The organism is Eubacterium limosum (assembly GCF_000807675.2).
Taxonomy (GTDB): domain Bacteria; phylum Bacillota; class Clostridia; order Eubacteriales; family Eubacteriaceae; genus Eubacterium; species Eubacterium limosum.
This window is the reverse complement of sequence record NZ_CP019962.1, coordinates 2930536-2955227: the sequence shown is the minus strand read 5'-3', so window position 1 is coordinate 2955227 and position 24692 is coordinate 2930536. Positions and strand designations below refer to the sequence as shown.

Below are 24692 nucleotides of genomic sequence, written 5' to 3'. Positions count from 1 at the left end.
GCTCTGCTGGAACGCAGAACCATACCCGCTTCGGCTTGACCATAAGGCGTCAAGCCTCGGGGGCAGACCCCGGGGGCGTGATTCCCTACATAAACTTTCTCCAAAGGGCCAATCCTGCCAGGGCGACGAGTGTGAGCAGGGCGGCGGCCAGAGCTGTCTGCTGTCCGGTGAGGCCAGTGCCTGCATTGTCCCCGGGGTTCTGGCTGCTGTTGGCCGGGGGGTCGGACGGCGCCGGTTTCACACTGGGGGATGGCTCCGGATCGACGGGCTCTTCCGGGTCGGCCGTATCCGCGGCCATGCGTTTAAAGGCAAGGCTGGTGGTGTCTGGGGAGGACGCCATCACGTAGTAGTGTCCGTTGTAGGCGATGCCCCTGTAAAAAGCGCAGGGCACGGTGGGATAAAAGCTGTCTTGTATGAATACTGCCCCATCCGGGCTCATGCCGATTGTGTCCTGGCTGCTCTCGCTGGTACTTCTGTACCCTGTGATCAGGGCACCGCTTTTGGTGCCGCCCAGAGCAGTGGTTCCGGTGGGCACAGTATGTTCGGGCATGTTGCTTTCCTTCCAGTTCTGGCCATCGTACCGCCAGGTTTTTCTGACATTGACAATGCGGTTATCCTTCACCTGGTAATAGCCGTCAATGATGAGCTGCTCCCGGTCTTCACCGCCGACGGTAATATTGACATTGGACATTTTCTCGGGCAGGCAGGCGCCTTCCATTTGGCTGAGGCTGCCGGTTTCTGGATCGAGGGCATACAGGCCCGCGGTATCGGCAGCCTCCCATGGGTTCAGACCGCCGGCAATGACCAGCTTGTCCTGATAATTGATGAGGGCGCCGTACCAGGGATAATGGGTATCCACCTGATGGCCTTCGTTCCATGCGCCGGTTCCGGGGTCATAGGTATAAACCCATTGCTCGCTGCTGTCCTCGTCTGGCCGGTACTCACCCAAGGCGTATAATTTTCCCTCCCAGGCGCAGAGGCCATTTAAGTTATAAGGGACGTCTGGCAGACTGGCAAGCTTTTGCCAGACATTGCCCGGAATATCGTAGCACCAGAGCTCTGTGGCGTAATCGGTGATCCCGGCATAGTTAGATTCGTTGAATATGTCACTTCCCAGGTAGTAGAGTTTCTGGCCAGTAGCAGCCATAAAGCCGCCAGCAGTGCCTGCTTTTTCGAGTATGGAGCCCGTGTAATCCGGAGACTCGGCAGGCAGGGCCAGCGCCTGGAAGGCGGACTGGGCCGGACTGGCTGTAAATGAATGATCGTTTCTTCCCCAGCTGCCGTCTGACCGGGTGACGCGCACCTCGGTCATGCCCTCGGCTTCAAAACCCTCGGGCAGGGCTGCGGTGATATGGGTATCGGACCAGCTGGTAACGGTGGCTTCTGCACCGCCGATTTCTACCCTGCCCTGATCCTCGCCAAAGAAATAGCCGTCGATGGTAAGGCTGCCGGCATCCTGCACAAAATGTCTGGGCGCTGGATCGGGGTTCTGCCAGGCCTTGGCTGTGTCCAGGCTGCCGCCGCTGATACACTGGCTGTTCATGGCTGCGTCCAGGCTCCGATTGGCTCCGCCGCTGATCCGGGCGCTGATTTTTTCGGCGTCCTCATCGGGATAGGCGGCGGACAGCAGGGCAACCGCACCCGTAACCGCGGGCGCTGCCATGGAGGTGCCGCTCATGGTGCCGTAAGGTGCCTTACGGCTGCCGATTCCTACGGTGTCAATATACGTGGGGACATTGGCGTCGGAAGCTTCATACAAATCGATCTCGATCTGGAAGGGAGTGTCCACCCACCCGGCTTCGAGCGCTGCCGAATTGTTAATCCAGTCGCCATCGGTGATGTAGAGAACGCTGCCATCCTCATTGTAATAGCCGGTGCAGTTATAAAGCTTCGGCGTGTAGGTCTTTTGGTCTGCAAGGTTGTGAATATAAACCACAGCGGCGCTGAAATCCGAAGCGGTGGCTGTAAAGGACAGACTCAGCCCTTCCTGCGGCGCCTCCAATGTAATGGGGGCGGAGATGATCTGGGTAACTTCCTGTTTCTCTGGGTTTATGTCCAGGGCGCTGGCGCCATAGGCGACCTGATCTGGCCCGGCTGCGGTAAGGGGCTCTCCCAGCTTGTATTCCTTCGTTTCATCATAGGCATAGAAGGTAAGGGCCTTGCCATTGGCGTCTGGGATATCGGCCTTGTCGGTGGCGCTGTTTTCTTTCTCGAAGCCTGTATAAACAAGACTGTCCTGGCTCAGCAGGCTGTTATACTCTGCCCTGTCCTGAGGAAGGGTGGACAGGACGCGGACGCCGGGCGCATAAATGTCGGTGCTGTAGGCGCCGTAATTGGAAAAGAAGGCGGGACGGCCGTATTCATCCATGGCGTTCACATTGAGGGCGTAGGGGCTCTGTGCTGAAGAGAGGCTGGTCTTTGGATTTTCGTCCACGTTCAGAGTATCATTCCCCGATGCAAAGACCGAGACGACGCCCTTTTTCCCCAGCTCATCCACAGCGGCCCTAACGGCGCTACTGATGTATACGCCGCCCCAGGAATTGTTGACAGCCCTGAGGTTTACTCCCAGATCACAGGCCTTGGACAGATAAGCGTAGGCCCTGACGGCCCAGCCGACATTGCCGCTTCCGTTCTGATCCAGATATTTGAGGGCCATGAGGCGCAGATCAGCACAGACACCCTGGGTTCCCTGGCTGTTCCAGGACGCGCCGATAACGCCTGCACAGTGGGTACCATGTCCGTTGTCGTCACTGGTGTTCCGGGTATCGTCATAGTTGGCGTTGGTGACCATGCCGTACGCTCCCCCGCCCATGGCGGCGAGCTCAGGATAATCAAGACCCCTGTTCCACATCTGCGGGGCCAGATCGGGGTGGGTGGCGTCGATGCCTGAGTCGATAACGGCCACCACAACCTCCTCGCTGCCCTTCTCACCAGACTGGTACAGCGGCGCGACATTCAGGTCGGCCTGATTCTTGCGCCTGTTGGCAAGCCCCCACTGCTGGGCGCTCATATCCTCATAGGTGTTTTCATCCACGGCGTTTGCCTTCAGGATGTAATTGGGCTCGGCAAAGCGCACGGCCGGGTTTTCACTCAGGCGCTCGATGAGGGTTTCAGTGCTGCTGCCGTCCTGTGTTTTGACGAGAACGAGCGCGTCCCCTATCTGGGGCTCTGCGGCGCGCAGCATCGCCGGGGCGGCTTTTCCTGCGCTCTGGCCGCTGTCCAGGGCCATGAGTGTCTCAGCGCTGTAGGAGGGCCCGGCGCTTCGGCGCTGGGCTCCGCCAGACAAGGCTCCGGCTCCGCCGCTCACGCAGACAATGGCCTCGCCCTCCACATAGTCGGTTCCCGGGGTTCCGTAGTCTGCCGGACTGCTCTCCTGCGCCAGGGCTGGCAGTGGCAGGGCTGAAAATGCCATGAGCAGGCTGAGCAGTATGCCTAAAAATCGTTTCTTCATTTCTTCTCCTTAATGACGGTATTCATTCTATTGTTTTTTATAGGCCAGACCGCAGATCGCAAACAGTGCAAGCAGCCCTGCGCACAGGGCTGCGGACAGCATGCTGTCCTGGATGATACCGGTTTTTGGGCTGTCTGCTCCCGGGTTAATGGCCGGGGCGCCCTTGACGGTGACCTCGGCGGTGGCAACGGCGGTGCCTGCTTTAGCGGTGATGGTGGCCTTACCGCCGGACAGAGCAGTGACATTGCCGTCGGCGTCCACGTTGGCGATTTCGGGGTGGTCGCTTTCCCAGAGCACGGTTTTATCCACAGCGCTCTCGGGGCCGGTCTGGGCGGTGAGCTTTCCGGTTTCGCCCTTGTTCAGGGTAAGGGCGGCCGGGCTGATGCTCAGGGTTTCCACGCCCTGGGCGGTGATGGTGATGGTGCAGCTGGCTGTGACGGTCATGTCGGCATCGCTGGCTGCGGTCAGGGTGACCACACCGGGCTTTAAAGCGGTGAGCACCGGGACGCTCTCGCCGTTCTGGCTGAAGGTGCTGTCCAGGCGCACGCTGTCCACATCCCCGGTTACGCTCCAGTTGATCCGGGTGCTTGACGGGCTGTCGGCCCCGGTGAGGCGGGCGGTCAGGGTGACGGGCTGCTCTGGTGCGTCTTTTGTGAGCAGGACGTTTTTTTCACTGTCGCTCAGGCTGATGCCAGTGGGGTAGTCGGTGGCAAAGCCGCCGGTCCGGGCGATGTTGTTCTCGACACAGGCGGTGGCCGCGAAGGTCCAGCAGGCGGATGTGGCTCCCTGATTACGCACCGGGGTAAGGGTGCTGGTATCCCTCAGGTCAAACCTGGCGGGCAGATCTCTCGCTGGGGCCTGGGTGATGCCGGAGTCTTTGATGGAAAGGGCCACCGCGCCGTTGACGGAGGCGGTATCCTCCCCGGTGATCTCGACATTCTGCAATGCTCCCTCAGGAAGTGTCTGCGAAGCCGCCTCTGTTTTCTGGTCTGCCGCTTCGGTGTTTATGCCGCTTTCGGTATAGGCGTGAGTATTGACGTCACAGGTATAGGCTCGGATATTGGGGAAGATGGCTTTTTTTCCAACGTCCTCGGTCATACCGTTTAAGGTTATGAAGGCCACATCGCTCCTGGGCTGTACCCCGCTGGTGGTTCCCTCCTCTCTCAGGCTGACGCCAATGCTGGGGCTCTGTCCCGGGACGGTACTCTCAACCCTCACGTTAATGTCAAAGGTGCCGCCCTGTGGGATGGTAATGGATTGGTTCAGCCGTTCGGTGTAGAAGCCTGCGTATTTCTTGACGCCCTCGGCTACTTTTTTCGTCTCGCCGTTCTGGGTCACGCTGATCTCGTACCTTGTATTGGCTGTGCCGGTCACAAAGGACACGGCTTTTAGCAGCTCTGGCGCTTCCTTTTCGTTGACAAACCGCTCGGTGGCTGTGAAGGTACCATCCTCAAACCAGAAATCTAAGGTGCCATAGGGGTCGTTGATGTACTGATGGTTATAATTATCAGGCAGATCGTCGGCCATAAAGACAGCCGGCTTATTTGCAAGCAGGAAGGCATCCTCGTAGGAGAGGTAGAAATAGCCCTTCTCTCCCGAATTTTCTCCCCAGGAATTTTTGACAATAAAGGCCCCGTCACTTTCGGGCTGCGGGATGCTTACATCTTCGTAGCCCCAGATTTTTGCCAGCTCTGGGCATCCCTTGAAATTCTCTTTACTGTAGGCATCGTCCCAGCCCACAATGGTGACGATGTGGCCGCCGTCGTGACCCTTTATTTCATAATCGTAGTTATTCTTATCTACGTACAGGTTTGCCTTGTCCAGGGTCCAGTAGGCATTGGCGGACATGATGTAGATATCGGCCGCGCCGTAGCTGTACACGGCGTTTTTAATGTGCTCGATGCTGCTCTGACGTTGGTCATTGGGCAGGTACAGTGCGTTCTGGACATGGTACTCGGCCTGTCCGGAATGGTTCTGATAATTAAAAGGGCCGGTTTCACTAAAGGGATCCAGTCTTTCACTGACAGGCCCGTTCCAATGGGAATAATAGGCCATGGACATGAGGAAATGTCCGCCGCCCTCTACGCCCCAATCCCAGGCATAGCCGCTGCCGGTGTCACTTTTATCGGTCAGGGCTGTGAGCATGTTCATCTCGGACAGGTCAAGGCTTTTAACTGCGCTTTCCTCCATCTCTCTGGTCAGGCTTAAGGTATAGGGCTGAACCTCGGAGACGCTGCCGTCCATGCCTGCCACCCTTACCATATATTTGCCTGATTCCGCTGGATAGCGGATGTTCTGGCTTTTATCCGGATAGGCGGATTCTTTGAGGCTATTGCCTTTTTCGTCGCAGAGGGTCAGGCTGAAGGATGCGCCGTCGGGCGGTGTCAGGGTCAGGCTGAGCTTTGCGCTGTTTTCCAGTGTAAAGGCGTAAACATCTACATCCTCGGGATTGTGGATGGTGCCCTCAAGCCTGCCTGGAAAGCTGAAGGCTGTGGCGGCGGTGATGCTGTTGTTGGGCTCGTAGCGGTCACCTATCCCCTGGCCGGCTTCATAGGCAAAAATGCGCACGTCGCCGGGCAGCACATCGCTGCGGCCGGGCATCAGGCTGCCGACTTTGAGGGTGGTGGTCTGGCTGATGGTGACGGGCCCGGTATAGACGGCTCCGTTGGTGGCCGAAGGCTCGCTGCCGTCTACGGTATAGCGGATTTCTGCGCCCGGCGTCGCGCAGCTCAGGGTAACCGGGGTGCCGGTTTCTACCCTCCCCGAAGGCACACTGGCACTGACAGCGCCAGTCTTAACCTGATATTCCCAGGTGCTCACCGGGGAATAATTTCCATCGGTCTGTACTGTACAGGCCTTGAGTGTGGTCTTTTGGGTCATGGTGATGGGCTCGGTATATTCCATGCCGTTTTTGACCGGATCGCTGCCGTCCAGGGTGTAACGGATCTCGGCGTTTTTATCGGCAGTACTCAGACGAACGGTGTCACCATAAAGCAGTATGCCTGAACGGGGTTCGGCAGCAGCTCCTTCCATGATTTCAGTAGTGATGCCCGCGAAGTGAACATTGGGGCCGAAGGCCACAGGGGTGACGCTGTCGTCGCCCTTAATCAGGCTCCAGCTGGCCGCGCCGCCACCGGGCAGGGCTTCTGGGGCATTTGGTGTCTGGAACAGCCGACCGACCTGCACGCCGTCCAGGTTTGAGGGCTCCTGGGCGTTGCCGGAAAGGCTGTAGGGCCCGGAGGGCTCTCTGAGGTACAGGGCCAGGTTATAGTTGGTGATGAGTTCATCCATATCGGCCACTGTTTTTCCTTCGCCCATGTAACCAATGTAAACAAGGGCGTCTTCGATATCTTTAATCCTGGTACTGCCATGATTGACATCTGTGATGGTCTGATAGATACTGTCGCCTCCGCCTTCCAGATCCTGGGTCTGGTGAGCCAGATACCGGCCAAAAAGGTACCAGCTGCCGTAGGGGATTCCAGCCTCGCTCCCACCTGGGACATACCATTCTTTAAAGATAAAAGGATGTGTGTACCCTTTGTCCTGTGTCCAGTTGATGAAGGCTGGCACCTCATAGACGGTTTCGGTGCTGGCCAGCCCGGCGATGGCAATGGCGCTCTGGGAAAAGGTCTCATTAAGCCAGCCGTCGCTGTCGCCTCCGGTCTGGGCATAGTTGATGAGGTGCTGGAGCTCATGGGCCAGGGTGGACAGTGTGGTCATAACATTGGATGTGTTCTTAATGTTCATGTTCAGCATATCCATCACATTGCCGGTAGCCCACTCGGCCTGCCCTTTTGTGTAGAGATCAGCCGCATAGAAATAGCCCGCATTGCCATCCATGGGGTAGAATATAAAGGCGGTTTTGCCGTCCTGGTCTACGTCTGCATTGCTCCATCCACCAAAAACATTCTCCAGCGGATCGTGGATGAGGGTATCGATGGCATCGGCGTAATCCTGGGCAGCTTCATCGCTCAGCTGGTCGCGGTGGGCGGTATCCCGCCAGATGGTACAGGTTTTTCCGACGGCGGCCACCTCGGCGGTAAAGCTGCCGCTGCCGTCTGCGTAATAATCGGAATAGATGGTTTTGGTGTCCCCTGTTTTATATTCCTTTGGCTGAGCGTTTCTGGGCTCTGGCGCCCGGGAAAGTTCCGGGTAATCATGCTGGGGCAATGCCATGGTCAGGCAGCGCGCGTCCCTGTTTTCCGGCTCTTCGATGGGTGTGCTGTCTGCTGTGCCTCCCGGACTTCTCCCGAATGCACTGGACGGAATACCGGTGTTCTGTGTTTTGGCCAGCTCCTCGTCTGAGCCAATACCCAGATTCAGGTTTTCAGCCATGATGACATTCCCCTCGTAATTTGGGCCTGTTTTATCCACCACTGCGGCCTGCTGTGCCAGCGCAGGTGTGGCTAACAAAATGGTGAGCAGCAGGGTAAGCAACAGAACCGTTGATGTTTTTTGCTTTTTCATCGTTTTCTCCTTATATTCATTGTTCTAAATTATTTTTATTATATCATAATTCAGACCATTTCTTTATACCGTTTAAACCGAGTAACGACCGTTTGCATAGTCTTTGTTTACAGGCCTGTTTATTTAGCATAAAATAGAAACAGATTATTGAGTAAAGGAGTGTTTCATATGGACTTACTGAAAAACGGGTGCCGCCGGCACGGTATTCTCGCTGCCCTTGTCCTCGGTGTTGCTGCCATTGCGGTTCTTTTTGGATTTGAGGTACTTTTAATCCGAGGCCTTGGGCTGCCTGGTATTTTATCGGCCACGGCCATACGCTTTATTCTGGGAGCCCTTATGATTTTACTGCTCCTGAAGCTTGAGGTTGCAGAAAAGCTGGGCTTTACCGGAAAGGGACTTGGAAAATCCCTTTTACTCGCCTGGCCCTTTTTTCTACTTTTTGCTGGCATTCTGGCACTTTCGTTTATCTCTGCCAATGTTTCGGACAAAGGGATTAGCTGGAGCTGGCTGCTGGCTCAAATTGTTTTTATGACCTCGGTTGCTTTCTTTGAAGAGCTGGTCTTTCGGGCTGGCGTGGTCAACCTTGTTAAGAACGGCCTGGGCGCCTCCCGCAGTTCATCCATCAAAACAGCGGTGATCGCCGGACTTATTTTTTCTCTGGCCCACTGCCTTAACCTCATCGGCCAGGCAGATCTCTCCTACACCCTGACTCAGGTGATCAGCAACTTTGGCATGGGCCTGTTTCTCTCCACGATTTATCTGCGCACAGGCAATCTTGTGGGGCCGATGATTTTTCACGCGGTCAATGACATTGTCCCAGCGGTGGCTGTCGAGTATCTTGCTGGCTCACCGTCTGCTTCGGCAGGCGCTGCAGGCGGTGTCAGCCCCACTGTTCTGGTCACCTTTGTGCTTTACGTGGGCCTCAGTGCCTTTTATCTGCGGCGTGTGGGTAAAAAACAATCATAAGCCACAATAAGCCACTAAAAAACCCCCGCAGTACAGCTGTACTGCGGGGGTTTTCAGGTTTAACCTTTTCTTCTGCGGTAGAGTACCAGGCCGCCGCCTGCTGCCAGCAGCAGAAGCGCCGCGGCGGTCAGGGCAATGCCTGAGGCGCCGCCAAAGAGGCCAGTTCCCGCGTTTGATCCGTTTCCAGTAGTGCCGCTATCTGCGGGCGCCGCTGTCGGGGATGGGTTCACACTGGGGCTTGGCTCCGGCGGTGTCGGCTGGTCACCGGACGGGTCGCCAGTCGGGCCGGTATAGTCCACGGTGGTGGAGCGGAATACCAGCGGTTCTGTGTCTCTTCCAGTATAGCCTAAAACATAAAACTGGTTGCCTGAGGCCGCGCCAATGTTCTGGGTGGTCTTGGTCTGGCTGTAGAGCTTGCCGGCATCGCCTGCCCAGGCTTTGTCTTTGGCGTTAAAGCTCCAGGTGTCCATCATCTCGGCTTTGTCCAGGTCTTTAACCGGGCCCACTGCCAGCATGCCGTTGTTGTTGAGAGCGGTATAGGCTGCGTCAAGGGTCTGGTTGGCATCAAACTGCCCGGCGGCCGGAAAGCTGTCGTCATAGGTGTTCCAGCTGCTGCCGTCGTAGCTTAAGGTATTGTCATAGGTCTTTTGATCTGGATTCAGCAGCCCGTTGTTGCCGCCGTGAACCATGAGTGTACTGCCCGATGCGCTGACCGTTGCTCCGCTGCGGCCTTCTGGCATATCCTTCAGGCTGCCGGTGGTCGCGCCGGTTTCTGGATTGATGATGAGCACGCTGTTTTTAGCGGTCGATGTCACGCCGTTATCTGTTACGGTAATATCATCGCCGCCGACGGCCAGCAGCTTATCGCCGTAGACTACAAGCTTTTCGGTGCCGCCCAGCTCTGTGTCCACTGTTTTCCAGGTGGCTGCTGACGGGTCATAGGTGCCAACCCGGACATAAGATTTTACCGTTTCTTTTCCGTCTTCAATCACTTTTTCCTGTGTACTGTACAATAAATAGAATTTGGTTTTTCCCGCTGTCAGTGAATAAAAAGATGTGTTTGCAGCTTTCATTATATTTTCTGGCAACGAAATGGGCTTTTCATCCCACTTTCCTGTTGCGATGTCATAAATTGACATCTTAAGTTCATTGGTTTCCAGTATAATTCCCAGATAGGCCAGCTTGTTTTCGGTGGCTGCCATGGTCAGAGGATACAGGTCGGCTGATCTGAGGTCGTAATCACCGAATTCATCGAGCTTAAGATCTGGGGCTGCCAGGGTGCTGTAGCCTTTAACATAGGTACTGACCTCGAAAATATTCCGTCCGTAATCTTTATTTTCCGGCGTGACAATAACCTCCTGTTTTCCCTTTATGCCCTGGGGCATGGTAAAGGTGATGGTGTTATCTGCCCATCCGGTAATGACCGCGTTTTGTCCGCCAATACTGACGGTTCCCTGTGTTCCAAAGAAATAGCCTTTAAGGGTGGCTGTATCGCCATCAATGGTCAGATCATTTAAAACCGGAACGCACTGTTCATCGTCAAAGGCGGCTCCAGCATCCACAAAGCCCTGGGAAACGGACGCGTTTTTCAGATCCTCCTGAGCTTCTTCACGGTTGACGCCGCCCTTGATGCGTGCGCAGACTTCTTCTGCGCTGTCAAATTTCGTGGACAGCAGGGCCGCAATCCCGGTGACCACTGGGGTGGCCATGGAGGTACCGTCGGAGTAAAAATAGTCGGAGGCTTTTTTACCAAAGCCCACATCGTCCAGGCGGAAGGTGGCGGTATCGCCTGTCTTTCCGCTCATTACGCCCTGCTGCCCTTCTTCGGCCGGCTTGGGGATGAGACGTAAGACGACCTCATTTTGTGCTTCTGGGTTCTTATATTCCATAAAATCAGGCAAGTTGACTTCCTGGGTCGACTGGTTCCAGTTATGGTCGGACAGGCGCAGACGGGCGGGGAGATATTGGGTCGGATTGTCGTCCTTGTCTTTTTCCAGCACCTGGGTAGAGTCAAAGCCCTGCCACTTCCCGTCCTTATCCTGATACTGGAGCAGGAAGGTCTGGCCGTACATGGCATTGTCACAGCCTGCCTGGAAAGCAATATTGAAAAGGGCGCTTGTATCAATATTCGCTAATTCATTCCGGTTAAAGACCATCTCAATGGCGAAAGCCTCATCATTTTGGATGCTGTCTAAAGAAATCTGAAGGCCTTTTGTGCTGGCATAGCCAGGGCCGTCCTCTGAATCCGCCTTTTTATTGCCGTCCTTATCCAAAAGCCGCAGGCTGACGGACGGGGAGTCTCCTTCAAAGTTTTCATAAAAATAAGAATCTCCACTCGCCTGTATCTGCGGCAGATACTGCGTGGGCATCTCATGTTCATTCATCGCAAGCTTTTTATCGGTACTGGTGGTCGATAAAATCTGGCTGCCGGGTGCGAAAACATCGACGGTTTCTTTACCATAGCAGGAGAAAAAGCTTTTATAGCCCTCGCTGTCCATGGCGCCAACGGTTACCACATAGGGGCTGTTGACAATACCGCCGCTGTTCAGGTCGTTGTTGGTATTGGAGTTGCCTGCCGCAAAGCAGGAAACCACACCGTAATCTCTGCCGATGGCAGTGGCAGCCGTGGAAACAGACCGCAGCTGCCGGCCCTCAACGGTGCCGGGGCCCCAGGAATTATTGATGGCGACCACGTTCACGCCAGCCTTTGCTGCTGCCTGGATATAGGCGTAACCGCGGATGGCTCCGGCCATATCGCTTCCAGACTTGCCAAGAAAGCGCACGGCCATGATCTGGGCATTGGGGCTGACGCCGGCAACGCCGATAGCATTATCCCACTCGGCGGCAATGATGCCCGCGCAGTGGGTGCCATGGCCGATATCTGTGTCCATGGGATCTTTGGGATTCTCCCCTGTAATGGCGTTGTAACCATATGTGCCGCCGCCGATTTTTGCTTGCAGGTCTTCGCTGGCTGTCCACATTTTATTTTTAAGGTCAGGGTGGTGATAATCCACGCCGCTGTCCAGCACGGCGACCACGGGGGTATTGCCTGTTGTATCAACTGCTTTCCACGCATCTGCGGCGTTGATATCCGCCGACGGAATGCTGGTGCTTCCGGGATTCAGTTGATTCTTTAAAGCCCACTGATCCTTATACCCCGGGTCTGTTGGCTCATTTACACCATAAGCCTCCACATAATAGTTCGGCTCTGCAAATTCAACATTGGGGTTGTTTTGCAGGTCCGCGATCAGGCTTTCGGTGTCCTGGCCGCTTTTTACCAGCACCAGGCTTTTGCCCGTTTGGGCGGCTGCGCTGCGCAGCATGGGGCTGTTTTCGGCCGCGGGCTCTGCCGCTACCTCTACGGCCATGAGCTCCTCGGTCTCGTAGGCTGAGGCGCTGCGGCTACGGCTGTTTGTATTGTTCAGCGCTGCTGCGCCGCCGTCAACATAGACGATGGCCTCGCCCTCGGCGTAATCTACACCGGGTGTTCCATAATCTGCCGGACTGTCTTCCTGGGCCAGCACTCCTGCCGGCACGGTGGAAAAGACCATAAGCAGACTCAGCATAATGCCTAAAATTCGCTTTTTCACATGATTCTCCTCTCAGGTTTTATTAAAATCCTTTTTATTATATCATACTTTTCCCACGGATAGCATACCGTTTACATCGAGTTTTGACCACTCGTCACATTTTATTTGTTTTTTATTCTCTGATGAATTTTCCTTCAAAGGCCTTCTCGGTACGGCCCTCCTGTTTTTCGCTCTCGTACAGATACAAGGTTTGGCCCTCAATTTCGTACTGCCGCTCCACCACATTGCTGCCAGCGCCCAGGTTCATGAGGTTTTCTGCCTCTATACCGCCTCCGGAAAAGCTGGTGACCTCCAGCTTTATTCTGCCGCTGTCCACAGTGTATTTTCCGCTGACAGTGGTGGGCGATGCCTGATCGCTTTTTGGCTCAATCCTTTCCTCAAAGCTGCCGTCATCCTTAAAAGTCAGCTGGTAACCGCTCTGGTCTGTTTCGGCTGCGGTCTCCTCCTTCCAGGTTCCTGCGATACCCGTACCAGACCCGGCAGTGCAGGCCGCCAGTGTAAAGCAGAGGACCAACGCCATCATTCCTGATATTATTTTTTTCATATTCTTTCCTCCCTGCTATCATCGGTGTCTTTTGCGGCACAGATGATACTTATTTTCGTGCTGAACACGCCCTCGCTGCAGTGGTACTCCACATACCCGTGATGGGCGTCCACAATGCTTTGAACGCTCTGCAGGCCAAGGCTTTTACGCCCGTTTTCCTTCAGGCGCTGAAGTTCTGCGGTGGTCAGGGTCTGTTTTTCGCTGACCATCGTGGTGCTGTTTTTCATGATAATGACCATGGAACTGCCCACCGACCCTACCCGCAGGTCGATAAAGGGCTTTTGGCCGACGACCTTCTGGCAGGCGTTAAAGGCGTTTTCCAGAATGTTGGAAAACAGAACCGTAAGATCCACCTGGTCAATACCTGGTGTCTGCCCCAGCTTTACCTTCACGTTCAACTCGATACCGCTTTCCTCACACTTTGCAAGGTAGTATTGATAGATGCTGTTAAAGATATAATTGTCGGAAGCCTGTACGGTGGTCTCAGACTGGATACGGTCGTCGTAAGATTGGATATAATCCTGAATAGCTTTGGTATTGCCGCTTTCGGCCAGCTCGCCAATGAGCCGCAGATGGTGTCGCACATCGTGCCGGAGCATGCGGGCATTCTCCAGATTGCCGACAATATTCCGGTAATTGAGCTCCTCAAGCTGGATTTGGTGTTCCAGCTGGCGTGCCTTTTCTTCTGTTTCCCTGTTTTTGTTCATCTGCCCGGCTGTGTAAAAAAAGATGCCAAAGGACCCAAACACACACAGGGTCAGGCAGTAAAACACAAACAGTACGGTGTCAAAATTAAAGGTGATGCGGGTATAGCTCGCGCAGTACAGCATGAGCATAATAATGATGGCCAGGCAGAAATAACGGCTTGTCTTGGTATCCAGAACCCGCAGTGCCGGCCGGACGATTTTTCGCATGAACAGTATCATGAGCGGCAGTGTCACACACTCCAGCACGATAATCACATAGATGGAGCCCCCCTGCAGCATCACCCCTGCCTCACGGGAAGCATCCCAAAAACTGCTTTCAGGAAAAACAGTCAGATAAGTGTTGGCGCCGGAGGCCACAAAGACCGCGTAGGCAAACCCCATCGAGAAGACCAGCAGCTTCTTGACCAGAGTACTGCGCACGCAGGCCAGAAACAAAAAGAAGCAAAGCAGCAGAAAGCCGTAAAAAATGGTACTGTTGCCGCTGAAGGCGGCCTCATAATCAGTGCCCTGAAACTGCTCATTCCAGACCCACAAAAAAGTCTCCAAAATGGACAGCAGAAGCATGACCCCCAGGTTAAGAAAAGCGGTCTTTTTGACGCTCAGGCGGTAATCCTCCGGGTCAAAGGCCAGATAGCAAAGGGCTGCCACAGGCACCACCTGCACCCAGAAGCCAAGAATATACCTCATAAAAATATTGGATTCGAGCAACCGTTTACCTCCTTTCAATCTGTGAAAACTGATAGTCATAAAATTTCTTTCGGTTTTCCGACTTGTTTTTCCGGCTGATGGCATACTCCTCGCCATTTTTCAGCACGCAATAATCACCTTCCATGGATTCGATATAATCCATGCTGGTGATCAGCCCTTTTCGGACTTTCAGAAAACGGCTGACGTCCAATTGCTTTTCAATTTCTCTCAAAGGATAGTAAGCTCTGATGACGCCGGTTTTTGTATGGATACTGGTTTCATTGCCGATGGTTCTGACATAAAGAATGCCAGCTTCCTCAATTCTAACCTCGTCTCTGCCCCGCTTGACTAAAATATAACGCCTCTGGGACTTCTGGGTTTTCATATAATTTTCAAATACTTTTTTTACCTGACTCTGCGTCGGGGGCTTAAGGATATAATCCATGGCTCCAACCTCGTAGGATTCGGCCGCAAACTCGTTAGAGCTGGTCAGAAATACGATCTTTGCATCTGTACTCAGGCTTCGGATTTCACGGGCCAAATCAACACCGGAGGTCTCTGCCATAAAGATATCCATAAAAACCAGATCCGGCACCTCACTTTTCAGATAAGCTCTGCAGGCTTCTGCAGTTTGGCAGATTTCAAGCATGCTCTCCTCTGGGTAGGTTTCTGCAGCTGCCTCGATCTGTTCCCGGGCTTTTTCCAGATCTGCCGGATTATCTTCGCATAGTAAAATTTTCATTTACAATCACTCCATTTCTGCTCATGATTCTATTATAGCAAATTGTAGTTTGAAAAGCATTAATGAAGTGATAAACGCTCTAAAAATATATCATCTTCTCTTGATTCATTCATATAAAGGCACCTGTTCCTTTACTTCAACATCTGTATCCTATCATCTTTTTGCCTCTATTCCGTACTAAAAAGACCCGGCAGGCCGCCAGGTCTCAGTATACGTTATTTATTTTTTCTTCGCAGATAGATCCAAACACCCGCAATGACAATCACCAAAACGATAATGCCAATGGGCAGTACGATATTTGCGGCGGATGTGAGGCCTGTCAGAACCCCCGGCTGAGCCGGCGCTTCTGCATACTTGGTTTCTGTGCCGCCGCTGCCCTGCTGGGGTTCATCTGTGCCGCCAGAAGTGTCATTTTTAACCACGGCGATAGCATAGGTGCCATTGAGTACGTTAGTATCCACACTCAGCACGGTTTTGGACTCTGCCGCCTCAGCAGTACGCAGTACAGCGGCCTGGGGCTCTGGAGTTTTTGCAGCGGCGTTCATATCCTTAAGACTGCCATCATCACCGATGGTATAAATCTTGGTTTTAGCCGCTTCGTAACCATCCGGCAGTCTGAATTCCATGGTCAGGTTTTTTCCTGACGCCAGGGTGACAGGCTTTTTATCCTTATCCAGCGTTGTAACTTCATAAAGTGTAAAAGCGTCATGCCCATCCTTCAATGTCTTCTTTGCCTGTTCGTAGGCGTCGCCCTTTGTCAGCGCTTTGGCATCAAAGATCGTTCCCTCTGGCAGCAGCTCCTGATTGTCGATTAGAGTTGTACTACCATCTTCAGATACCAGCACTTTCTCAATGTTAAAGCTCAGGGTATACTCTGCCCCGTTGTTCCCCCTCGGCTCAGAGGTCAGGCTGAGGACTATGGGCGTATTCTGGAAATCTTCCTTGGCAACTTCGGTATTTTCAGCCACGCTCAGGCTGGCGGTTCCGTTCTGGGCTGTGGCGCTCAGGCGGATCGTTTCTGTCCCGGCTGGCAGCAGCACCGGGGCTGCAAAATCCGTTACCTCCTGGCTTCCCAGAGACTGCTTCTGGCTGTCAAGGCTTTCAACGGTCAGAGTCGCTGCCACTGCGCCATCCTGATCGACGGTAAAGGCTTTGATCATAGCATTGCCATAGTTACTGGTTTCATCGCCGACTACTGTTGGAGGCGTATCTGCTATGTCAGACCAAATCCACTGACCATTTTCCTTGGAAAAAACATAGCTCTGGCCCGGTTCAATCTTGGCAACGGATTTAACTTGGCCACCGCCGCCCTGGGTAATAACACCGCTATAGCCCATCTCTATCGGCAGATAGCCACCTCTGTCTCCAGTAATGGTCTCGACCACGGCAAAGCGTTCGCCGGCCTTTAGCTCAACATCCTTGTTCAGCGCAATGGTGTGATAGCCGCCGTAGGTGGGTTGGGCAGTGATTGTGGAAACCGCCTCGCCCGCGTTTGAAAGGTCTGCGCCGTCGGCAAGCTTGTAAATTTCAATCTCGACGGTACTGTTCGTATCCACGGTGATGGCGGACACTGCCGTTAATACCTCATCCTTTTCCGCAGTAAAGATGTTGGCTACCTTGTTACCTCTGTTATCCTCGCTCGGCGGAACGGACACAAAGGACTTATAGCCTAAAAAGTCATATTGATAATTATTATCATAACTGAACAGACCGTTTTCCGGCACGTCCACCTGGTAGGAAGTGAACTCACTGACGGTCTGGTCATAATAAGAGATATAAAAGTAGCCTTCTGCATCCACAGAGCCTGCGCCACCGTTCCCCTTGCCCCAGCTGTTTTTAACAATCCACGCACCTGGTCCCGGCGGCGTGGTGCTAAAATTATCAACACCATAGGTATCATCCCAGCCCACAATGGAGACTTCATGGTTGGCCGAGGCATTTCTTGGGCTGTACTGGGCATGGGTTTCGGTATTAAAAATTTCAGTGGTATTCTCATCCTGATCTGGAAGTGATTTTGCCGCATAGTAGGACACGTCCAGCACACCATTTTCCATGAGAGCGCTTTTAACGGCCTTTAGGGCAGCCTCGTCAAAAGAGTAACCGGTTTTATAGGTTATACCATCTTTATCCACCGCTGTGTCTTTAAAGACACCCGTCTCAGGCAGGTAATCCACGTTCTGCACGTGCACCTCCTCTGCCTCATCCCGCAGGCTTTCCGGAAGGCTCCAGTCACCGGTTTTCAACGGAATACCGTTGTCATCCCGTTCTCCCGCGGCGTTGACATAGGGCGCCAGCGTCTCATCAATCGGTCCAAACCAGGCTGTGGTGTCCGCTGTGGCCATCTGCCGACGTCCGCCAAAGTCCAGGACATTTGCCGCGCCCTCCACAATCTCATACCCCTCGCCCTGGTAGGGCTGGAAGGTAAACCAGGCCATATAGTGCTCGGAATAGTCCAGGCTGCCGGCGCTGCCAGCGCCTTTCAGCACCGCGTTGGATTCGATGCTGGAGGTGTTGCCAAAGGACCAGCAGGCACCCCAGGGGTTCTGATTCCGGGTGCCGGTCACAAGTCCCTCATCCCGCAGGTCGTATTGCTCCGGCAGCGGCACGCCTCTTGGCGTGATGGCGTTGGTGTCCTGGGGCAGGGTGTAATAGGATGAATCCAGCCCTGCGGGCAGGCGGCCGCCGTCATAATTATCGACACCGCTAGTATCCACTGGAATCTCCGGCGCTGCCAGCACAACAGAGCCGGTAAAAGCCGTAAAGCTTAGGGTTACGCCCAGGATGGCTGCGGTAATTCGTCCTTTCCATGATTTGGGTAATGATTTCTTTTTCACTTTTTTCCTCCATTCTGATACTTTTTGTATTATTATAACTAATTTTGACATCCCTTTCTATACCGTTTAAACCGAAAAACGACCGTTTAAATAAATGTTGTCTTTTCAGAATACCATTTGACCTCCTGTGCTATAATAAAAGCACTTATGTACAGGAGGTTTTTTTATGATCCAAAACCGTATCCTTTTAGTTGAAGACGACACAAGCCTCATTGACGGACTCGAATATACACTGGTCAAAAACGGCTTTAATGTCCGCGTTGCCCAGACCGTGCAGGAGGCCCTTCTCCTTTTCGAAAAGGACTCCTTTGACCTGCTTCTGCTTGATCTGACACTGCCCGACGGCACCGGCTTTGATATCTGCCGCAGTGTCCGCAGGCACTCTGAGGTGCCTATCATTTTTCTGACAGCTTCGGATGAGGAGGTCAATGTTGTCATGGGTCTGGACATCGGCGGCGATGACTACATCACCAAACCCTTTAATCTGGGTGAGCTGGTTTCCAGAATAAAGGCCTTGCTGCGCCGCGCCCGAAAGCTCCGGTCTCCCATCCTCGAAAGCCACGGCATCGCGGTGGATCTGATGAAAGGCAGCGCCACTAAAAACGGCCAGTCTCTGGAGCTCACCGCCGCGGAGCAGCGCCTGCTGATCCTGTTTTTACAGAATCCCGGCATGATACTGAGCCGGAATTCCATTCTGGAACGTCTCTGGGACAGTCCGAGCGATTTTGTGGACGACAACACCCTTTCGGTCTATATAAGACGCCTTCGCAGCAAAATCGAAGATGATCCCAACCATCCTGCCCGGCTGCTCACTGTGCGCGGCATGGGCTACAAATGGCAGTCCGAAAGCGCTGGTGACTGATCATGAGCACAATTTTTAACAACCGGGATATCCGGCGCTTGTTTACAGCTTTAGGCATAGCGACGATTTTTCTGCTGCTCGCCGGACAGCTCATCGCCTTTTCTCTCTCCTCCAGCGCCCGAAGTGTTCTTTACACCAGAGACACTGAGCTGGCCGGCGCGCTGCTGGATAAGGGGCTTCCTGCCGAGGAAGTCGCTGATGTCTTTACCCGGGACCTCACCGCCCGTGAGGGCGAGGCCGGTTCGGCGCTGCTCACCCGGGCGGGTTACACGCCGGACACCCCTGCCGCCTACCTTTCCTTTCTGTCGGCCTTTCGGTACAGCAGCATGCTCTCGCTGTTTTCCTACGGGCTTCTCTTCACCCTCTGTGTCACAGTGCTCTGTGTGCTGTATTTCCGTGCGCAGCAGCGCACAATCACCCGGGCCGAAACTCAGCTCAAACGCTTCATGGGCGGCAACACCAGCGCCCGTCTGGAAAGCGACGCGGATGGCAGCCTGTATAAGCTCTTTGCGGACATCAACAGCCTGGCCACCTCCCTCACCGCCCATCTGGATACAGAAAAAAGGGCAAAGGCCTTCCTCAAGGATACCCTCTCCGATATTTCCCATCAGCTGAAAACACCGCTGGCTGCCCTGAAAATGTACAATGAAATTCTTCAGGAGGACGGCGCCGACCCCGAGGTGCTGGCCCGCTTCACAGATAAGGTAAACGACTCGCTGAACCGTATGGAAACCCTGATTCAAAACCTGCTTAAAATCACCCGTCTGGACGCAGGCGCCATCACCCTGAGGCCTGTCCTCATGCCTGTTCAGGCGATGATGGAGGATTTGTCACACAGCTTTGAGACAAGGGCCAGACGGGAACAGAAAGCCCTGCGCTTTTCCGGAAGCCCGGCTGCCCGGCTCCTCTATGATCCCGACTGGCTCACCGAGGCTGTCAGCAACCTGATAAAAAATGCCCTTGACCATACCAGCACCGGCGGCTGGATCGCAGTCGGATGGGATGAGAGCGCAGCAGTCACCCGCATCACGGTCCAGGACAACGGCAGCGGTATCCACCCGGAGGATATCCACCATATTTTCAAACGCTTTTACCGCAGCCGCTTCTCCCAGGATACCCAGGGCGCCGGGCTGGGACTCCCCCTTGCCCTGGCCATCACCGAAGCTCATAAGGGCACGCTCTCGGTGGAGAGCAGCCCGGGCCAGGGTGCCCTGTTTACCATGACCTTTTTGAAGATGACAAAATTGTAAGCTTTGGGACATCTGCCCGTAAGCTGCCCGTGTTATCCTGTTAGCAGATCAAGAAAGGTGGTAAACAACATGAATTTACTCACAGTAAAAAAACTGACAAAAATTTACGGGGACGGCGACGCCCGTGTAGAAGCCCTGAAAAACGTTTCCTTTAATATCACAAAGGGCGAATTCGTGGCGGTTGTGGGCGAATCCGGCTCTGGCAAAACCACATTGTTCAATACCCTTGGCGCTTTGGATACCCCAACGAAGGGGCAGGTTTTTATCGACGGCAAGGATATCTTCTCCATGAAGGAGGAGCAGCTCACCATCTTCCGGAGACGCAGCGTTGGTTTTATCTTCCAGTCCTACAACCTGATTCCCGAGCTAAACGTGGAGCAGAACATCATCTTCCCCCTCCTGCTCGATTATCAAAAGCCTGATCAGGCCTATGTGGAGGAGCTTCTGGAGGTTCTCGGGCTAAGGGAGCGCAGAAGCCACCTGCCGCGGCAGCTCTCCGGCGGGCAGCAGCAGCGTGTGGCCATCGGCAGGGCCTTAGTCACCCGGCCCATGCTCATTCTGGCCGACGAGCCCACTGGCAACCTGGACAGCAAAAACAGCCGTGAGGTTATCTCTCTGCTCAAATCCACCTCCAGGCACTACCGTCAGACCATTCTCATGATCACCCACAACCCTGCCATCGCGCAGCAGGCCGACCGGGTGCTTCAGGTTTCTGACGGTTTCCTCACCGATCTGGGAGGTGCCCTGCAATGAAAAGCTACCTCGACCTTGTTTCACAGTACGCAAGGGTGCACCGCAGGAAAAACCGGATCACCGTGCTCTGTATCACCATTGCGGTCTGCCTGGTCACCGCGATCTTCGGCATGGCCGATATGGCTATCCGGGCAGAAGTCGACCGGGCCATCCGGGAGGATGGCAATTTTCACATCGCCATCAAGAACCTGGACGAGGCTGCCGGCCAGATGATCGGCCTTCGGCCCGACGTGGCTGTCTCCGGCTGGCTTACTGCTGCTTCAAGCGCAGCGCTGGGCGGCAGGGAACTCATGCTCCAGGGAAGCAGTGAGGCCCTGTCATCTGAGATGGGGCTTACGGTAAGTGAGGGGCGCTTTCCTCAGACAGCGGATGAAGCCCTTGTGGACCGGCAGCTTCTTGATGCGCTTGGCCTGAGCATCGGCGACACCGTCACTACCGAGGCGGTGGGCGGCCCGCCGGTCACCTTTACCATCTGCGGTACCTTCAATGATTTTTCCGCCCTTAAGTCAAGAGACCGGCACGCTGCTTTTTTCAATGAATCGGGTATAAAACAGTGTCTGGAAAACCGGGATTCCCGGACCGTCTATTACCTTCAGTTTAAAAACGCGCTTGACATCCGCCCGGGTATCGAGGATATCCAGACTACCTATGGCCTGTCCCCTGGCCAGATTCAGGAAAACCAGCGGCTTCTTGGGCTCTACGGCGTCAGCGGCGACCCTTACGCCTATGCCCTTTACGGCATTGCGCTGGTGCTGTTTCTGCTGGTACTGATCGCAGGCACCATCATGATTTCCAGCAGCTTTAACATCAGTATTCTGGAGCGGATCCAGTTTTTTGGTCTGCTGCGCTGTCTGGGCGCCTCCAAAAAACAGGTCCGCCGATACGTGCGGCGCGAGAGCCTTGGCTTCAGTCTGCGGGGCATCCCAATGGGACTGCTTGCAGGCACGGTCATCATCTGGATTTCCTGCGCCGTGGTGGGGCATTTCAACCCAACCTTTTACGGCAACCTGCCCCTGTTTCAGCTCAGCCCCATCGGCCTGGCCGCTGGTGTCATCGTCGGTTTTCTGACCGTATTTCTGGCGGCCATGTCCCCCTGCAAAAAAGCCTCAAAGGTATCCCCGTTAAACGCAGTTACCGGCAATATGGAAAGCAATCTGCCCAAGGTGCACCGGGCGGCAAAAACCAGCCGCCTGCCTGTGGACATCGCCATGGGGACCAGCCACGCCTTTGGGAACCGGAAGAATATGGCTCTGATGGCCGCCTCCTTTGCCATCAGCATTATTCTCTTTTTATCTTTTACGGTGTTCATTGATTTTATGTCCCATGCCATGCGTCCGCTGAAACCCAGCACACCGGACATTACAGTCGCCCTGGAGGAGGACGGCCTTTATCTGCCCGATGACCTGGCCGCAAAGCTTAATGAGGTTCCGGGAATCGAGCGGGCTTTTGGCAGAAAATACGCCCCGCTGCCCGAAAAAAACGGACTCGCCATCAGCCTTATCTCCTACGAAGATCAGCAGTTCGACTGGTCCGAAGCGGTGCTGGTGGACGGCAGCATTGACAGTGTCCGGGAAAATCCTGATACGGTGCTGGTCAGCTATGACAACCGTCAGAACTGGAAGACCGGCGACACCATTACCCTGCCAGCCGCAGGCGGTGACAAAACCGTTACCGTGGGTGGTGTGCTTTCCTCCCTGCCCTTTAACGCAGAGGAAAACGGCGAGATCCTCATCAGCTCAGAAGATACCTTTGACCGCATTACAGGCGGCCAGGGCTACACGGTCATCGACCTGCAGGTAAATGAAGCCGCCAGCGATGACACCCTGGGCACGGTCAACGCCCTTGTCGCAGCAGCGGAGAGCGCGCACAGCGGCACCCCAGGCTATGACATTACTGTAGCGGATTCCAGACAGGGCAATCAGGAGGCCCGCTCAGCCTTTTACACCATGTCTACCTTTGTGTACGGCTTCCTGTTCATCATTGCGCTGATCACCATTTTCAATATCATCAACAGCATGAACATCAGCGTCTCCAGCCGCATTAACCAGTACGGCGTCATGCGCGCTGTGGGGATGTCCGGCAGGCAGCTGGTGCGGATGGTGGCCTCAGAGTCGGCCGCCTATGCCCTTGTGGGCTGTGCAGCCGGCGCGGTTCTGGGGCTTCCCCTTCACGCTTTCCTGTATGACCAGATGATCACCACCCGCTGGGGCGACGCCTGGAGCCTGCCCTGGCTGCCCCTGGTCATCATCATCGGTTTGTCTCTGGCTACCACCTTCTTATCCATCATCGGTCCAACAAAAAAAATCCGCCGTATGGACATTGTGGATGTCGTCAACGCGGAATAGAAAAGCAGCAGCCGACGTTTAAAAACGTCGGCTGCTTTAGTTTATGGTCAATATTTCGTTCAATTCGGAGAGATACCACTCTCCAAACTGGCTGAGCCGCTGTTTGACATAACGGTAAATATCGTATGCCTCAGTCTGTGTTTTCAGCTGTTCGGTAATAACCACTTCCTCTGTATGAAGGGCTTTCGCTTCGGCCTCACTGGGTGTCGAAAACGCAATAATTCCCAGCACCAGCAAAATGATCATCATATCGCCGATAACAGCAGCGGCCATCTTTCCTTTAGACATATTATTTTTCATAGAGCTATACCTCGCAATCATTAGAGATGCTTCATATTATAAGCAACCCCTGCGTTGGTTTTTTGATCTCTATATGAAAAATAAGTGAATTTTCAGTATTTTTTTACCGTTCCAGTCCCAGACCTGGTTTTTCAGGCAGGATCATGGTCTTGCCATTTTCCATGATAACGCCGCCTTTTACAGCTACGTCGGTCAGGGTCAGATGAGCGTCAAGGTCTGCTCTCGTGATATTTTTCATGGCAGCGCCCAGGCTGGCAGCAGCGGTGACACCGATGTTGCTTTCTTCAGCCATGCAGCCCAGCATACATTCAACGCCAGCCGCTTCAGCGATAGCGTTGATCTTCAGCGCTTCACGGATACCGCCGCATTTCATGAGCTTGATGTTGATCAGGTCAACCGCACGCATTTTGATGGCTCTCATGGCATCCTTTGAGTTAAAGACGCTTTCGTCACTCATAATCGGAATTGGAGAGTGAGCGGTAACGAATGCCAGACCGTCAAAATCATGGTAAGGCACAGGCTGTTCGATCAGCTCGATGTCATAGTCTGCCAGCTTGTTGATAACAGCGATGGCTTCCTTTGGCGTCCAGCCCTGGTTTGCGTCCAGACGGATTTTAACATCCGGGCCTACTGCGTCACGGATAGCTTTAACGCGGGCTACGTCTGCTTCCACAGTGGTGCCGACCTTTGTTTTGATGGTGTCGAAGCCTTCGGCCACATGGGTTCTTGCTTTTTCAGCCATATAAGCCGGGTCGTTGATACCAACGGTCATATCGGTTTCAAAGGTATTGGAATTTCCGCCTAAAACCTTGTATAAAGGCATGTTTGTGATTTTACCGATCAAATCATAGCAGGCGATGTCAATGGCTGTTTTAGCCGAAGGACAGTGTGCAATGGCACGGTCCATGATCCAGTAGATTTTTTCAATATCCATTGGGTCGCATCCGATAATTTCCTTTTCCATGATGCGGATGCCAGCTTCAATGCTTTCCAGGGTTTCACCACTGATCAAGACAGCGGCTGAGCCTTCCCCGATCCCCACAAGGCCTTCATCGGTTTCAATTTCAACCAGAATCTGTTCTGCGTGGGTGATAACGCCCAGAGAAATGTGAAATGGTTCAACCAAAGGAATCTTGACACGTTTAGTATTGATTTTCGTAATTTTCATTTTAGATACTTTCTCCCTTTATTCTG

General features: G+C 54.0%; 14 protein-coding genes. 5 read left to right on the top strand and 9 right to left on the bottom strand.

All coding sequences use genetic code 11. From position 1 onward, the window contains the following. Positions 1 to 85: 85 nt before the first annotated feature. Together B2M23_RS13790 and B2M23_RS13785 are read right to left on the bottom strand one after the other, a co-directional pair. A complete protein-coding gene (locus tag B2M23_RS13790) occupies positions 86 to 3451 on the bottom strand; it encodes a S8 family serine peptidase (protein WP_038350703.1) in 3366 nt (1121 codons plus the stop codon). Between the two features lie 27 nt (positions 3452 to 3478). Beyond that, on the bottom strand, positions 3479 to 7918 hold the full coding sequence (locus B2M23_RS13785; RefSeq protein ID WP_052237025.1) for an FN3 associated domain-containing protein: 4440 nt from the start codon (positions 7916 to 7918) through the stop codon (positions 3479 to 3481). A 168-nt stretch (positions 7919 to 8086) separates the two neighbouring features. Here B2M23_RS13785 and B2M23_RS13780 point away from each other — a divergent pair, with 168 nt between their 5' ends. Then, a complete protein-coding gene (locus B2M23_RS13780; protein ID WP_013379546.1) occupies positions 8087 to 8884 on the top strand; it encodes a CPBP family intramembrane glutamic endopeptidase in 798 nt (265 codons plus the stop codon). A 59-nt stretch (positions 8885 to 8943) separates the two neighbouring features. On the opposite strand, the gene B2M23_RS13775 is transcribed toward B2M23_RS13780, so the two are convergent. From B2M23_RS13775 to B2M23_RS13755, 5 genes are all read right to left on the bottom strand, one after another. Next, positions 8944 to 12474, bottom strand: coding sequence for a S8 family serine peptidase (locus B2M23_RS13775; RefSeq protein WP_052237026.1), 3531 nt, complete (start codon positions 12472 to 12474; stop codon positions 8944 to 8946). 112 nt (positions 12475 to 12586) lie between these two features. After that, on the bottom strand, positions 12587 to 13018 hold the full coding sequence (locus tag B2M23_RS13770; protein ID WP_038350704.1) for an LptM family lipoprotein: 432 nt from the start codon (positions 13016 to 13018) through the stop codon (positions 12587 to 12589). Beyond that, entirely contained in the window at positions 13015 to 14433 is a 1419-nt protein-coding gene (locus B2M23_RS21275) for a sensor histidine kinase (protein ID WP_038350705.1), read from the bottom strand. Before B2M23_RS21275 ends, B2M23_RS13770 begins: the two co-directional genes overlap by 4 nt. A 4-nt stretch (positions 14434 to 14437) precedes the next feature. Continuing rightward, on the bottom strand, positions 14438 to 15154 hold the full coding sequence (locus B2M23_RS13760) for a LytR/AlgR family response regulator transcription factor (RefSeq protein WP_013379542.1): 717 nt from the start codon (positions 15152 to 15154) through the stop codon (positions 14438 to 14440). A gap of 215 nt (positions 15155 to 15369) precedes the next feature. After that, positions 15370 to 17988, bottom strand: coding sequence for a C1 family peptidase (locus B2M23_RS13755; RefSeq protein WP_038350706.1), 2619 nt, complete (start codon positions 17986 to 17988; stop codon positions 15370 to 15372). A 166-nt stretch (positions 17989 to 18154) separates the two neighbouring features. Between B2M23_RS13755 and B2M23_RS13750 the strand changes: the two genes are divergently transcribed. The 4 genes from B2M23_RS13750 (at position 18155) to B2M23_RS13735 (ending at position 23198) form a co-directional block, all read left to right on the top strand. Continuing rightward, on the top strand, positions 18155 to 18850 hold the full coding sequence (locus B2M23_RS13750; protein ID WP_038350707.1) for a response regulator transcription factor: 696 nt from the start codon (positions 18155 to 18157) through the stop codon (positions 18848 to 18850). Positions 18851 to 18852: 2 nt separating this feature from the next. Then, positions 18853 to 20100: a sensor histidine kinase gene (locus B2M23_RS13745; protein ID WP_038350708.1), complete on the top strand. Its 1248-nt coding sequence runs from the start codon at positions 18853 to 18855 to the stop codon at positions 20098 to 20100. A 69-nt stretch (positions 20101 to 20169) separates the two neighbouring features. Next, entirely contained in the window at positions 20170 to 20853 is a 684-nt protein-coding gene (locus B2M23_RS13740; RefSeq protein ID WP_038350709.1) for an ABC transporter ATP-binding protein, read from the top strand. Next, positions 20850 to 23198, top strand: a complete 2349-nt coding sequence (locus tag B2M23_RS13735) for an ABC transporter permease (RefSeq protein ID WP_038350710.1) — start codon at positions 20850 to 20852, stop codon at positions 23196 to 23198. The genes B2M23_RS13740 and B2M23_RS13735 overlap by 4 nt, the downstream gene beginning before the upstream one ends. A gap of 36 nt (positions 23199 to 23234) precedes the next feature. Here B2M23_RS13735 and B2M23_RS13730 read toward each other — a convergent pair whose 3' ends face one another. After that, entirely contained in the window at positions 23235 to 23498 is a 264-nt protein-coding gene (locus B2M23_RS13730; protein WP_038350711.1) for a hypothetical protein, read from the bottom strand. A gap of 103 nt (positions 23499 to 23601) precedes the next feature. Then, a complete protein-coding gene (locus B2M23_RS13725; protein ID WP_038350712.1) occupies positions 23602 to 24666 on the bottom strand; it encodes a mandelate racemase/muconate lactonizing enzyme family protein in 1065 nt (354 codons plus the stop codon). Positions 24667 to 24692: the final 26 nt, after the last annotated feature.